General features: G+C 45.3%; 12 protein-coding genes and 1 pseudogene. 8 read left to right on the top strand and 5 right to left on the bottom strand.

Features of this window, described 5'->3' with window-relative positions:
* The 4 genes from KSW37_RS05870 to mltG form a co-directional block, all read right to left on the bottom strand.
* The coding region (locus tag KSW37_RS05870; RefSeq protein ID WP_367397487.1) for an outer membrane beta-barrel protein at positions 1-319 on the bottom strand (319 nt) is incomplete at its 3' end.
* A 393-nt stretch (positions 320-712) separates the two neighbouring features.
* Positions 713-2077: a PFL family protein gene (locus tag KSW37_RS05865; protein ID WP_217313621.1), complete on the bottom strand. Its 1365-nt coding sequence runs from the start codon at positions 2075-2077 to the stop codon at positions 713-715.
* A gap of 12 nt (positions 2078-2089) precedes the next feature.
* Positions 2090-2362, bottom strand: coding sequence for an ACT domain-containing protein (locus KSW37_RS05860; RefSeq protein ID WP_217313620.1), 273 nt, complete (start codon positions 2360-2362; stop codon positions 2090-2092).
* A 149-nt stretch (positions 2363-2511) separates the two neighbouring features.
* The gene (gene mltG, locus KSW37_RS05855; RefSeq protein ID WP_217313619.1) at positions 2512-3564 is read right to left on the bottom strand and encodes an endolytic transglycosylase MltG; all 1053 of its coding nucleotides are present in this window, start codon (positions 3562-3564) and stop codon (positions 2512-2514) included.
* 191 nt (positions 3565-3755) lie between these two features.
* Between mltG and KSW37_RS15970 the strand changes: the two are divergent.
* Positions 3756-4415 (top strand): annotated as a pseudogene (locus KSW37_RS15970) (carbohydrate-binding module family 20 domain-containing protein); the annotation flags it as partial.
* Between the two features lie 96 nt (positions 4416-4511).
* Entirely contained in the window at positions 4512-5174 is a 663-nt protein-coding gene (locus KSW37_RS15965; protein WP_367397488.1) for an HAD family hydrolase, read from the top strand.
* A gap of 31 nt (positions 5175-5205) precedes the next feature.
* Here the strand turns inward: KSW37_RS15965 and KSW37_RS05845 are convergent, their stop codons facing one another.
* Positions 5206-5913 carry a LytR/AlgR family response regulator transcription factor gene (locus KSW37_RS05845; protein WP_217313617.1) on the bottom strand — a complete coding sequence of 236 codons (708 nt, stop codon included), beginning with the start codon at positions 5911-5913 and terminating at the stop codon, positions 5206-5208.
* A gap of 272 nt (positions 5914-6185) precedes the next feature.
* Here KSW37_RS05845 and KSW37_RS05840 point away from each other — a divergent pair, with 272 nt between their 5' ends.
* The 6 genes from KSW37_RS05840 to KSW37_RS05815 all read left to right on the top strand — a co-directional run bounded on the left by KSW37_RS05840 (position 6186) and on the right by KSW37_RS05815 (position 13803).
* The gene (locus KSW37_RS05840; RefSeq protein WP_217313623.1) at positions 6186-7265 is read left to right on the top strand and encodes a phosphatidylinositol-4-phosphate 5-kinase; all 1080 of its coding nucleotides are present in this window, start codon (positions 6186-6188) and stop codon (positions 7263-7265) included.
* Between the two features lie 157 nt (positions 7266-7422).
* Positions 7423-7866, top strand: coding sequence for a YhcH/YjgK/YiaL family protein (locus KSW37_RS05835; RefSeq protein ID WP_217313616.1), 444 nt, complete (start codon positions 7423-7425; stop codon positions 7864-7866).
* A 68-nt stretch (positions 7867-7934) separates the two neighbouring features.
* Positions 7935-10034: an alpha amylase C-terminal domain-containing protein gene (locus KSW37_RS05830; RefSeq protein ID WP_217313615.1), complete on the top strand. Its 2100-nt coding sequence runs from the start codon at positions 7935-7937 to the stop codon at positions 10032-10034.
* A gap of 11 nt (positions 10035-10045) precedes the next feature.
* A complete protein-coding gene (locus KSW37_RS05825; protein ID WP_217313614.1) occupies positions 10046-11155 on the top strand; it encodes a DUF6057 family protein in 1110 nt (369 codons plus the stop codon).
* A 23-nt stretch (positions 11156-11178) separates the two neighbouring features.
* Positions 11179-12405 carry a tetratricopeptide repeat protein gene (locus tag KSW37_RS05820; protein WP_217313613.1) on the top strand — a complete coding sequence of 409 codons (1227 nt, stop codon included), beginning with the start codon at positions 11179-11181 and terminating at the stop codon, positions 12403-12405.
* A 78-nt stretch (positions 12406-12483) separates the two neighbouring features.
* Complete coding sequence (locus KSW37_RS05815) at positions 12484-13803, top strand: DEAD/DEAH box helicase (protein ID WP_217313612.1); 1320 nt, start codon at positions 12484-12486, stop codon at positions 13801-13803.
* Positions 13804-13879: the final 76 nt, after the last annotated feature.

Raw genomic sequence — 13879 nt, 5'->3', positions numbered from 1 at the left:
ACCAATAGTTACGTTCTACGCAACAGTCTTGTGCCGACAAGTTCATTTCTCCATATTTAGCAGATAACTCAGCCGAGAAGATGGAGTTAAAACGATAGCCGCCATATAAGCCAGCAGCCCAACCGGGATGCGTCTTGTCGTGTCCGAAACTTGAGAAAGTAGAGAAACCGAAAGGCATTCCACCCTCTACTCCTACATACCAGCCTTGCTGACCGGTCTTTCCATCTTCTCTTGCTTCTGCTTTCGCGAAAGAAAATGGAAGAATAAATGCAAGTGCTGCGACCAGTAATCGTTCTTTTCCAGTTAAATAATTTCTCATATTAATCTATTATGTTTTGATTATAATTTACAATATTTTAAATCCTTCATGATACAGATTGTAAAAATCCTAGTGCAAAGATAAGGTTTTTATTTGAAAGTGGGGGGTAATATTTGTTTTTTTGGTATACAATTTTGCTTTTAGGTGTCCAGTTGGTGGACAACTGGACACTTTGTTAGTATTCTTTAACGTTTTCGCTCTCTTTTCTGCCCTCTTTGAATCTGTGGATTGGAGCCGGAATACGACCGGCACGGTTCACGAATGCCTCGCAACATTGATGAATATGATGATCCATTGCTATACAAGATAGATAAGTAATTATACGAAAGAAAAATCCCCCATACCGCTTGAGATAGCAGGATGGGGGATTGGTATTTTAAATCACAAAACAGTTTAATTCTTGAAGCTGTGGATTGGAGCCGGAATACGACCGGCACGGTTCACGAATGCCTCGCAACTGAATGGGTTTACAGGCATGATTGGAGCATGACCGAGCAAACCGCCGAAATCTACATTGTCGCCTACCTTCATGCCCACAACAGGGATGATACGTACGGCGGTAGTCTTCTGGTTAACCATACCGATGGCAGCCTCGTCGGCAATGACACCGGAAATGGTGGTGGCTGGAGTATCGCCAGGGATGGCAATCATATCCAAACCTACTGAGCAGACACAGGTCATCGCTTCCAGTTTCTCAATGGTCAGCGCACCTGCCTCTACAGCGTTAATCATGCCCTGGTCTTCGCTGACAGGGATGAAGGCACCGCTCAAACCACCTACATAAGAAGAAGCCATGATACCGCCCTTCTTAACCTGATCGTTCAGGAGCGCAAGAGCTGCTGTGGTACCAGGAGCACCGGCATGCTCAAGACCGATGAGCTCGAGAATATCGGCTACACTATCACCGATAGCTGGGGTAGGAGCCAATGAAAGGTCGATGATGCCGAAAGGTACGTTCAGACGGCGTGAAGCCTCCTTAGCTACCAACTGACCTACACGGGTAATCTTGAAGGCCGTGCGCTTGATGGTTTCGCAAAGAACCTCGAAGCTTTCGCCCTTCACCTTCTCCAATGCATATTTTACAACGCCCGGACCGCTGACACCAACGCTCACTACCGCATCGGCCTCAGAAACACCGTGGAAGGCACCAGCCATGAACGGATTGTCGTCTGGCGCATTGCAGAGAACAACGAGCTTGGCGCAACCCAGAGAACCTCTGTCCTTGGTTGCCTCGGCTGTATCCTTTACGATTTCGCCCATCAGGCGGACTGCATCCATGTTGATGCCGGTCTTGGTAGAACCCACATTGACAGAACTGCAGACAAAATCGGTCTGTGCCATCGCCTGAGGGATAGAACGGATCAGGAGCTCATCGCTCTTGCTCATACCCTTGCTTACGATGGCAGAATAGCCGCCCAGGAAGTTGACACCGAGCTCCTTGGCACACTGGTCGAGGGTCTTGGCAATCTTTACATAATCGTCGGTAGTCTTGCAGGCAGAACCGCCTACCAGCGAGATAGGAGTGATGGAGATACGCTTGTTGACGATAGGCACACCAAACTCCTTGGAGATTTCTTCGCCGGTCTTCACCAGGTTCTTTGCCAGACGTGTAATCTTGTTATGGATTTTCTGACAGAGCTCATCGAGATTGGTAGATGCGCAATCCAACAGGTTGATACCCATGGTGATGGTACGCACATCGAAATTCTCCTGCTCTATCATCTTGTTGGTTTCGATAACCTCAGATATATTGATCATATTGTTTGCTTTTTAAATTCTGTGCATCATATTGAAAATTTCCTCGCGCTGGCATTTGATCTGCACGCCCATAGCCTTACCAACATTGGTGAGATCATCGGCAACTTCCTCGAAAGTTTTCTGCATCTTGCCCATGTCTACGATCATCATCATGTTGAAATACTCCTGTACGATGGTCTGAGAGATATCCAAGATGTTGATACTGTTCTCTGCCAAATAGGTACAAACCTTGGCGATGATACCAACGGTATCCTTGCCCACTACTGTAATAATCGTTCTGTTCATGTATTTATTCCTTTTTTAAATTGGTAAGTTTTCGGCTGCAAATTTACAACTATTTTGTTAGACTACCAAATAAAAAGTCAGAAAACTTGAAAAAACACTAACGCTTTGCAAGTTTTCTGACTTATTTTTACCAATCTTGTTTCCTTATCTTACTTGATGCCTCTTTCGTTGAGCGCTTTAGAATATTTTGCTGCATTCTGCAGGTGCTCATCATAAGTGCGGGCAAAATTGTGAGTGCCGCTGAAATCCTCCTTGGCACACATGTAAAGGTAATCGTGATGCACATGGTTGAGGACGGCATCGATACCTGCTACGCTCGGAATACGGATAGGCCCCGGTGGCAAGCCTGGGTTCTTGTAGGTATTGTACGGGCTCTTGATAGACAGGAGGTTGTTGTAGATGCGCTTGAGGTCGAATCGCTGCCATGCATATTTGATGGTAGGATCGGCCTGCAACGGCATACCTTCCGGATATTCGGCATTGCGAAGCATCAGACGGTTATAATACATACCGGCTATCATCGGTTTCTCGCCGTTGTTGGCTGTTTCTTCGTCCACGATGCTGGCAAGGGTGATGATTTCAACCGGTGTCAGCTTCATAGCCTTTGCCTTTTCGGTGCGCTCAAAGTTCCAGAACTTGTCGCTTTCTTTCTTCATGCGCTCCAGGAATTTATCTACCGAGATGTTCCAGTAGAGATCGTAGGTGTTAGGTATGAACATGCAGGCGATGGTGGCTGTATCGTAACCATATTTCTGACAGACGCTCTCGTCGCGCAGGGCATGGTAGAGGTCGTTGCTGCCAAACATCATCTTCTTGCCAATCTCATCAGAGAGTTTGTCGAGCGTGCGTACCGATGGGATGGTGAGGCTTACCGGTTCCTGCAAACCGTTCTTCATGTGGCGCCATGTCTTGAGGGAACCGTCGCCCGGAGCAATGGCGTATCTACCTGTTCGGATATGATCGGCATAGCCGGAATGGAGGGTCAGGGTCTTGAATGCCTGGAACGGAATGCTCTTGGCAAATGGGCGGAGCTTGTTGTATACAGAGTCGATGTTATCATCGCTGTCGATGTAAACATACTCGGTCTTGCTGCTCTTCGAGAAGGAAGAGAAACAGTAGATGTAGCCCACGATGGCGATGACTGCGATGCAGCCTATAGCACCATACAGATAGAGCTTAGAAAATGATTTTTTCTTTTTCATATTCTTCTTGTTTGTTATTTTTCGGGTGCAAAAGTACAGTAAAAATGGGAAATAGCAAAGTATAGGAATTTAAAATAGGTTAATTGTCATCTTTCTTTATCCGTTGTGTCTGCTTTTTTGTTACCTTTGCACTTGACTTTTAGAATCAACATGTGTATGGGTGCTTTCGGGCACATTATTATAAAAGGATTATGAAAATGAAGTTTTCGATAGCGTATGCTGCCAAGTGGGGCCATGCCCTGCATGTAGAATTAACTTTTGCCGCCGCTGACGGCTATCAAGATACGATGGACTTGCCGATGACCACCCGGGACGGTTATCGCTGGGAGGTGGAAATGGCGTCAAGGCAGAACCGCCATCACCCTTTCGTGGCTGTGGCTTACTGCTACTGCGTGAAAGATGCTGAGGGAAAGGTGCTGCGCAGAGAATCGCTCGCTTCTGCCCGCCAATATGTTTTTGATGAGAGCAAGAATTTCTATTTCCAGGACTATTGGCTGGAGGAGGATAACCCTTATGTGGAAAAAAATGCCTTCGTATTGCAGCAGCAGGTTAAGTTTACTGATGTCAATCCGACCCGTCTGCCTCTCTTCGACCGTACCATCATCTTCAAGATTCATGCCCCGAAACTCTATGAGGGTGAGGCTGTGGCTCTGTTGGGAAATCATCCTACGCTGGGCAAATGGAATCCTGCACACTTCCTGCAGATGCAGAACAATCATGGCAAGGACTGGGAAATCTCTGTCAATGTGCAGGCCATCGATGCGCCGATAGAATATAAATATGTGGTGATTGATGCACAGACCCAGAAACTGAAGAGATGGGAATTCGGAGATAACAGAACCTTTGGTGTTTCGGGTAATGAACAGGCTGGTGGACAGGGCGTTCCTCAGGGTGAACTCCGCGTCTATCAGCAGGATGTTTATGTGCTTCATGGCGGTGACTTCCGTATCAAGAGGGTTCCGCCTCATGCCCAGTTCAATTTCGATACCTATATCTTCGATCTTGACGGAACCCTGATTTCTTCTCTCCATGACCTGGCTGCAAGTTGCAATTATGCGCTGAAACTGAACGGGATGCCTGAACGTACGCTGGAGGAGGTACGCATGTTTGTAGGAAACGGGGTGAAGAAACTGATGGAACGTGCCGTGCCGGGAGGATTGGAGAACGAGAAGTTTGAGAAAACCCTGCAGGATTTCCGCAAGCATTATATGGTACACAATATGGATAACACGAAGCCTTATCCTGACGTGATGGAGATGCTGGAGGAACTGAAGAACAGGGGAAAGAACATTGCGGTGGTAAGCAACAAGTTTTATGCTGCTACACAGGAAATCTGCCGCCATTTCTTCGGCGACCTGGTAGATGTAGCGATAGGAGAACGGGAAAATATCAAGAAAAAACCGGCTCCAGATACCGTAAACGAGGCCTTGCGACAGCTGCATGTGGATAGAGAAAGAGCGGTATATATCGGCGACAGCGACGTGGATGTGATGACGGCAAAGAACAGCGGAATGCCTTGTATCTCTGTTCTTTGGGGATTCAGAGATCACGATTTCCTGCTGGCACATGGAGCTTCTATCCTGGTATCGTCACCCTTGCAGATATTATAAGAAAGGTAGGATAAAACTATCTGGAAGACCATCATAGAGAATGGTCTTCCAGGTATTTCTTGATAAACTCAAAATAGGTTTCTGAGATAGGAATGCTCTGGTCGCCATAGGTGATGTGCTGCTGGTCTACCGTATCAAACTTTGTCATGTTGGCAAGGAACGAACGGTGTACACGCTTGAATTTCTCTTTAGGCAACCTTTCTTCCAGCTGTTTGAGGTTGCCCAGGGTTCTGACGTTAGGCCTGCCCTCAAGATGGAACCGGATGTAATCTTTGTCGCAGTCAACAAACAGGATATCATCTATCGGGATTCTCACGCATTTGTAATCTCGTTTTACCACCAGGAACCCGTCGCGCTTGATAGGGTTGTAGTTATCATCCTGCATGTAGCTTTCGAAGACTTTCTGGCATGATCTCATAAAGTCATCGTAACTGATGGGCTTGAGCAGATAGTCGAATGCATTCACCTTGTAGGCCTCGATGGCATACTCCTTGAATGCGGTGGTGAAGACAATCTTCACGTTCTTCGGTACAACCTTTGCAAATTCCAGGCCGCTGATCTGCTGCATGTGGATAGCGAGAAAGAGTACGTCGAGATGATTGTGACGGATACCGTCTACAGCATCTATCGCACTTTTGTAGGCTCCGATCAGATGCAGGGTTGGAGTCTTCTCTATATACTGTTCCAGGAGTTGCAATGCTTCCGGATCTTCATCTATGATGGCGCAATTTAAAATCATAATCTTATTGTTTTAGTGATTTTACTCTCGATTTCCGTAAAAACGAAAATTGTGCTTAATTATTGTGATAAGCCGAAAAATTTTTCGGATAAATTTTTATTTTCACGATTTTACCTTAAATTTGTTTAATCTATTTGGTTGTTTGAGGAAAAACCTATAACTTTGGAGTTTGATAAGTAAGACTATAACTGTAAAATATGAAATACAATAAGAAACAACATACCAAATTTTCCTGTCGGAGCAGGTATTTCTTTCTGGCCTTGACCTTGGCTATGGCATCGGTTGATGTCTCTGCCCAGAAGATTTCGCTAGGCTCTTGCATCACCCGTGACGGAGGCCAGTTTAAAGGCGAAATGGTGAGCGGAAAGCCGCAGGGGAAAGGTACTACCATCTATAAGAATGGTGATACCTACGAAGGCTCTTATATGAAAGGTAAGCGCGAGGGTTATGGTGTTTATACCTTCAGCGACGGTGAAAAGTATGAGGGACAGTGGATGCAGGATCAGCAGCATGGTACTGGTACCTACTATTTCCAGAACAACAACAAATATGTAGGTCTCTGGTTTCGCGATTACCAGCATGGTCATGGCGTCATGTTCTATTATAATGGTGATAAATATGATGGCGACTGGTATAAGGACAAGCGGCAGGGACGTGGCGTTTATACTTATTCCAACGGCGCTCAATATAAAGGCCAGTGGATGAACGACATGAAGAATGGCAACGGCTTCTTCAACTGGGGAGACGGAACTACTTATGACGGTCATTGGCTCGACAACCAGCGCTCGGGCAAAGGTACTTTCAAGTATGCTGATGGCGATGTGTATATCGGCGACTGGAAAGATGATATCCAGGATGGTAAGGGTATCTATAAATTTCATAATGGCGACATTTATGAAGGTGATTATGTGCAGGGCGAACGAACGGGGATAGGCATCTTCCGCTCAGCAAAGGGCGCCAAGTATAACGGACAGTTCAAGGATGGTCTGCGTACCGGTCAGGGTACCTTCATCTGGAAAAATGGCGATATCTATGTAGGCGAGTGGAAAGATGATTTGCAGAATGGCAGGGGTAAACTGACCAAGAAGAACGGCGACGTGTTTGAAGGTGAGTTTAAGAATGGCCTGGTAGATGGCAATGTCGTGATTCATTATGCTGATGGCAGAAAATTCAAGGGTGCCTATCATAAAGGTAAGCGCCAGGGACCTTGCATAGAGGAAGATAAAAACGGCAAGCGTTTTGAAGGAACCTACCGTAACGATGTGCGTGAAGGAAGATTTGTTGAGAAAGACCGCAACGGACAGGTTACAGCAAAGGGAACCTACGAGAACGGCAAACGATTCGAAGACTAATCTCTTCAGAAAATAGAGAATTACAAAGAAATTATAAATAACGAGATAGAGAACCTTTATATTTTAATAATGAGAAAAAAGAACATATCATAAAGTTCAAAGCTCAAAGTTCAAAGTTAAAAGTAAATGTTCAAATCTCAAAGTTTAAACTAGAATTATGGTAGTAGATACTTTAGACAATCTGGAGAAATACGTTTCTCTCAATCCGCTCTTCGCTGATGTAGTGAAGTTTATCAAGGAAAATGACCTCTCTAAGCTGGAGGATGGTAAGCATTTAATCAAGGAGGGTGACCTCTTTGTCAACATAACGACAGCTCATGGAAAGAGCGAGGAAGATGCTGTGCTTGAAACACATCGCAAGATGATTGATATTCAGATTCCTCTTGACAACGATGAGACTTATGGCTATACTCCGCTTGCTGATCTTCCTGAAGTGGAATATAACGAGGCAAAGGATTTGACCAAGTATCCTGGTGTGAAAGCGCAGACGCTCGTTACCTGCAAGCCAGGTCAGTTTGCCATTTTCTGGCCACAAGACGGTCATCAGCCATGCATCGGTAACGGTGATATCCACAAGGCTATCTTCAAGATTAAAAATTAAAGAAGAAAAAATCTTCAAGATAAAAATAAAGAATAAAAATATAGAGTAACCATCTAAAATCATGATATATGGCAACAGAAAAGAAAACTACAGCCCAAAAGGCTGCAACTAAAAAAGCAACTGCAAAGAAAACAGTTGCAAAAAAAGCAGCGAAGGCTGTGGTAAAACATATCGGACTCGTGAAGAACGACCCATATCTGGCAGACTATGAGGATGCTATCAAGGGCCGACACGAACATGCACTATGGAAACTCGGTCAGCTGACTAATAACGGCAAAAAGACATTGAGCGATTTTGCCAATGGATACGAGTATTTCGGACTGCATAAGACTGCCCGTGGATGGGTGTTCCGTGAGTGGGCACCTAATGCTACAGACATCTATCTGATCGGTGACTTCAACAACTGGCAGGAAACCGAAAAGTATCGTGCCAAAAGAATAAAGAATACCGGCAACTGGGAACTCAAACTTCTGGAGAAAGCGATGAAACATGGCGATCTCTTCAAGATGAAAGTTCACTGGGAAGGTGGAGAAGGTGAGCGTATTCCTGCATGGGCACAGCGCGTGGTGCAGGACGACCAGACCAAGATTTTCTCTGCTCAGGTATGGAATCCGGAACCATATAAATGGAAGAAGAAAACCTTCAGACCAAATGTGGCGCCGCTGCTTATCTATGAATGCCATATCGGTATGGCGCAGGATGCAGAGAAGGTTGGCACCTACACAGAGTTTAAGGAGAATGTGTTGCCACGTATCATCAAGGATGGTTACAACTGCATTCAGATTATGGCTATCCAGGAGCATCCGTATTATGGCTCCTTCGGCTATCATGTAAGCAGTTTCTTTGCTGCAAGTAGCCGCTTTGGAACTCCTGAAGAGTTGAAGGATCTCATTGATACAGCTCACCAGAATGGCATTGCCGTCATCATGGACATCGTTCACTCTCATGCCGTAAAGAATGAGGTGGAAGGACTGGGTAATCTCGCTGGCGATCCTAATCAGTATTTCTATCCAGGCGACCGTCATGAGCATCCGGCTTGGGACAGTCTCTGCTTCGACTATGGAAAGGATGAAGTCATCCACTTCCTGTTGAGCAACTGCAAGTATTGGCTCAATGAGTTCCATTTCGACGGATTCCGTTTTGATGGTGTAACATCCATGCTCTATTACAGTCATGGTCTGGGTGAGGCATTCTGCAACTACGGCGATTATTTCAATGGTCACGAGGATGATAATGCCATCTGCTATCTTACCCTTGCCAACTGTCTGATTCATGAGGTTAACAAGCATGCCATTACGATTGCCGAAGAGGTGAGTGGAATGCCGGGACTGGCAGCCAAATTTGAGGATGGCGGTTATGGTTTTGACTATCGCATGGCGATGAATATTCCAGATTATTGGATCAAGACCATCAAGGAACTGAAGGATGAGGACTGGAAACCATCCAGCATCTTCTGGGAGGTAAAGAACCGCCGTTCGGATGAGAAGACCATCTCTTACTGTGAGAGTCATGACCAGGCATTGGTGGGCGATAAGACCATCATCTTCCGTCTGATTGATGCCGATATGTACTGGCATTTCAAGAAGGGCGATGAAAACGAAATGGCTCATCGTGGTATAGCTCTGCATAAGATGATCCGTCTGGTTACTGCCTCTACAATTAATGGCGGTTATCTCAACTTCATGGGTAATGAGTTCGGTCACCCAGAGTGGATCGATTTCCCTCGCGAGGGTAATGGCTGGAGCCATAAATACGCCCGCAGACAGTGGAATCTGGTAGATAATCATGAACTCTGCTACCACTATCTTGGAGATTTCGACCGAGAGATGCTCAAGACAATCACAAGCGAAAAGAATTTTAACAAGACACCAGTTGTAGAAATCTGGCATAACGATGGCGATCAGGTTCTCGCCTTTATGCGTGGCGATCTGCTCTTCGTGTTCAACTTCTCGCCAACCCGCTCTTTCACAGACTATGGCTTCCTGGTTCCTACCGGTTCCTACAGCGTAGTGCTTGATTCTGACAACAAGGATTTCGGCGGCAATGGCTTGAATGATGACACGATGACGCATTTGACCAGCTACGATCCACTTTATGTGAAAGACCGTAAGGAGTGGCTGAAGCTTTATCTGCCAGCTCGTACAGCTTTGGTGCTGAAGAAAAATTAATAGATTGATTTATGAAAAATAAAAGGAGTAGTACGGCGAAGATGCAAATCGCCTGTGCTATCATCTTTATCACATTTACCTACGTCTACCTGGCATTTTACCAGGCAGACGTATTGGCAGTGGCTCAGCATGTTTTCTCAGGCGGTTTGACCAACTACAGTTACACGCTAGCTCCACTGCTTATTACACTCGTACTCTATCTGCTGCAAGTGGGAGTGTACGCGGTAACCCGTGTGAAACGCCGTTTCCACGGGCTTACTTATTTCCCTTCGTTCCTCGTCCTGACGATGATTACCGATATTCCCGTTGATATCGACCTTCATCATTCATTGGGGGCGTGGTGGATTATCCTGCCACTCTGTCTGATTCTCTGGGGTGGATTGATATGGATAGCCCGACAGCTGGAGCCGATAGAAGCAGAGCCTCACAGCAACGGCTGGTTCTCGCGCTATATGTGGGTGAATCTGCTTCAGATGCTGGTGATGATATTGCTTGTCAACTTTATAGCAAGCAATGACCGTCTGTTTCATGAACGTATGCGCATGGAACATCTGATGAAAGAAAAACAGTATGAAAAAGCTTTGGAAGTAGGTGAAAAATCGCTCAAGACAGATTCTTCGTTGACGATGCTCCGTATAGCTTGTCTCAACGAAACTGGCGAATTGGGCAGTCGTCTCTTTACCTATACGCTGGTAGGTGGAAGTAAGGCGATGATGCCGGATAGCGTAACCGTGAAGGCTATGATGTGGAAGGCGCCAAAATGGATGCAGAAACCTTCGGCATGGATGGTTAAACATCATCTCAAGTATCGTCTGCCTGTTGACTACCAGCTTTGTGCGCTCTTGCTGGACAAGCAACTCGACAAGTTCGTGGTAGAGGTGCAGAAACATTATAAAGTAACTTCGGGCAAACTGCCTGTTCATTATAAGGAAGCGTTGGTTCTCTATACACATCGCCGCAGTAATCCAAGTATCGTTTATCACGATAATGTGATGGATACTGACTTTGAGGATTATCAGCAGATGGATCATAAATGTGCCAACGAGACTGAAAGGCAGAATGCTCTTCGGGATACTTATGGAAATACCTACTGGTATTATTATGAGTATGGAAACAAATAAAAGTTTTAATTAAGGAGATTGATATGAAAAGACAGATATTCAGAAACTTATGGGTTTTACTGGCATTTTTCCTTCTGCTTGCACCATCTGGGTTGCAGGCACAGAAGAAGGAGATTGTTGCAGCCAAAGATCTGGTAAAGGCTGGCAAGGATTTGGCAAAGGCTGAATCCAGTATGCGCAAACTCCTGACGGATTCTGCCAATCGGGAAAACAGGAAGATTTGGAGCATTCTCTTCGATGCTGTGAAGAAGCAGTATGAGCAGGGTAATGAAAAACTCTATCTCAAACAGGCGTATGATACAGCCCAACTCTTCAATGCAACCAGACAGCTCTTCGTTATAGCCCAAGGACTTGATTCCGTTGAGATGATTCCTAATAAGAAAGGAAAATGTGAGTTTGATTTCCGTAAGCCTCACTCTGAATATTTGAACAGAATCCGGCCGAACCTCTATAACGGAGGAACCTGGTTTATCAGGAAGCAGAAATATAAGGAGGCTTATCAGTTCTTTGACCAGTACATAGCGTGCAGTACAGCACCGATGTTCCAATCGTATAAGTATGCTCAAAAAGACAAATATCTTTCTTCGGCTGCTTATTGGGCTGTTTATGCCGGATATAAGATGCAAGATACCAAAGCTACGCTTCATCATTCTTATGAGGCGCTGAAAGATACGGCTCATTATAACTATATGTTACAGTATCTGGCAGAGACTTATAAACTGGAGAAGGATACTGCGCGCTATCTCTCGACCTTGAAGGAAGGTTTTGAGCGGGATCCGAAATTCCCGTTCTTCTTCCCGCGTCTGGTAGAGTTTTATTCGCAGGAGAACCAGCTCGATTCTGCGCTCGCTGTGGCAGATAAGGCGCTGGCGATAGCTCCCGACAATGATATCTATCTCTTTACCAAGGGAACCATTCTCCTGAATATGGGTGATTTCAAGCAATGCATCGAAGTGAGCAAAAGGGCACTTGCTGTGAACGATTCTTTGGCTGGTGCTTATTATAATATAGGTTTGGCTTATTTCAATCAGGCGGTTGAAATGGATAAGAATTCGCAGCAATCCCGCAAAACTCATCAGGAGATTGACGGACTTTACAACAGTGCGATGCCTTATCTGCAGAAGTACAGAACGATGGCGCCTGATATGCAGGAACAGTGGGCTTTGCCGCTATATACCATCTATCTGAACCTGAACATGGGTAAGGAGTTTGATGAGATTGACAAACTGCTCAATCAGAAAAAGAAATAATGCCTCATGATGAGGAATTTATGAAAACTTCTCTTTATAAAAGAATACTTCTCTTTAGAAATTGATTATTAGAAATTTATGATAGACAGAATTTTAGATAGACTGGGCATTGAGCTCAATGATATGCAGCAGGATTCTATGCAGGCAATCTTGCACGGGAACAAGGATGTGGTGGTACTTTCGCCAACAGGTAGCGGAAAAACACTGGCTTATCTTCTGCCTCTTACCCAACTTATAGATACAACTGATGACGAGGCGCAGGCGGTGGTGGTAACTCCTGGTAGAGAACTCGCTTTGCAGTCGGCTAACGTATTGAAGAATATGGGCAGCGGTTTGCGTGCGATGGCTTGCTATGGCGGTCGTGCTACGATGGATGAGCATCGCGTGATGAAACAGGTTCGTCCTCAGATTGTATTTGGAACTCCGGGTCGTCTCAATGATCATCTGGATAAGGGAAATCTTTCTCCATATCATATAAAATACCTGGTGATTGATGAGTTTGACAAGTGTCTGGAGATGGGTTTCCAGGACGAAATGAGCCGACTGATTAAGTCTTTGCCTGGCTTGCGTCGTCACTTCCTGCTTTCTGCTACCGAAGCAGAGGAAATTCCTCATTTCGTACACATGGGCAGGGTAGAAAAGATAGATTACCGTGTGGATGAAGATCAGGTTCCTGATCGTGTGCATATATATAAGGTGGAAAGTCCGGTAAAGGATAAACTGGAGAGCCTGGCACTTTTGCTCCGTAGCCTGGGCGACCAGAGTACTATTGTTTTCCTCAATTACCGTGATAGTGTAGAGCGTACCAACAAATATCTGGTAGAACAAGGTTTTTCTACATCTTTCTTCCATGGTGGACTGGAACAGAAGGAGCGAGAGGCTTCTCTCTACCGTTTTAGCAACGGAAGTGCCAATATTCTGGTGAGTACGGATCTGGCTTCGCGCGGACTTGATATTCCTGATATAGATAACATCATCCATTATCACATGCCGGAGAGCGAAGATGGTTATATCCATCGTGTAGGACGTACGGCAAGATGGGAAGCCCAGGGCAAGGCTTTCTTCCTGTTAGGTCCTGAAGAGCATATTCCGGAATATGTGGATGCTGAAATTGAGGATTACGAGATGCCTGCTGCTGATCAACTTCCTGCGCCAGCTAAACCTAAGATGGTTACTATATATATAGGTAAAGGAAAGAAGGATAAGATTAGCAAGGGTGACATCTTAGGCTTCCTTTGCAAGAAGGGTGGGCTGCAGTCGGCTGAAATCGGCAAGATTGATGTCAATGACCGTTATGCTTATGCTGCCATTTCCCGAACGAAGTTACGTAGCTTACTGAATAATGTCAAGGGCGAAAAGATAAAAGGTGTCAAAACGATAGTGGAAGAGGTAAGGTAGTTGACAAACTGCTGCTATCTTTTCCTTGTTGCTTGCTAATGTATAATAATTGTAAAAATAGACATAAATATGCAGT

It is taken from the genome of Segatella copri (assembly GCF_019127135.1).
In the GTDB taxonomy this organism is placed as follows: Bacteria; Bacteroidota; Bacteroidia; order Bacteroidales; family Bacteroidaceae; genus Prevotella.
This window is presented reverse-complemented; position numbering and strand designations above follow the sequence as displayed.

Excerpts from the sequence above, each read along its gene's own strand:
- KSW37_RS05865 (WP_217313621.1), bottom strand. The coding sequence starts at position 2,077 with ATGATCAATATATCTGAGGTTATCGAAACCAACAAGATGATAGAGCAG.
- KSW37_RS05840 (WP_217313623.1), top strand. The coding sequence starts at position 6,186 with ATGGCATCGGTTGATGTCTCTGCCCAGAAGATTTCGCTAGGCTCTTGC.
- KSW37_RS05820 (WP_217313613.1), top strand. The coding sequence starts at position 11,179 with ATGAAAAGACAGATATTCAGAAACTTATGGGTTTTACTGGCATTTTTC.
- KSW37_RS05835 (WP_217313616.1), top strand. The coding sequence starts at position 7,423 with ATGGTAGTAGATACTTTAGACAATCTGGAGAAATACGTTTCTCTCAAT.
- KSW37_RS05830 (WP_217313615.1), top strand. The coding sequence starts at position 7,935 with ATGGCAACAGAAAAGAAAACTACAGCCCAAAAGGCTGCAACTAAAAAA.
- mltG (WP_217313619.1), bottom strand. The coding sequence starts at position 3,564 with ATGAAAAAGAAAAAATCATTTTCTAAGCTCTATCTGTATGGTGCTATA.
- KSW37_RS05860 (WP_217313620.1), bottom strand. The coding sequence starts at position 2,362 with ATGAACAGAACGATTATTACAGTAGTGGGCAAGGATACCGTTGGTATC.
- KSW37_RS05815 (WP_217313612.1), top strand. The coding sequence starts at position 12,484 with ATGATAGACAGAATTTTAGATAGACTGGGCATTGAGCTCAATGATATG.
- KSW37_RS05845 (WP_217313617.1), bottom strand. The coding sequence starts at position 5,913 with ATGATTTTAAATTGCGCCATCATAGATGAAGATCCGGAAGCATTGCAA.
- KSW37_RS05825 (WP_217313614.1), top strand. The coding sequence starts at position 10,046 with ATGAAAAATAAAAGGAGTAGTACGGCGAAGATGCAAATCGCCTGTGCT.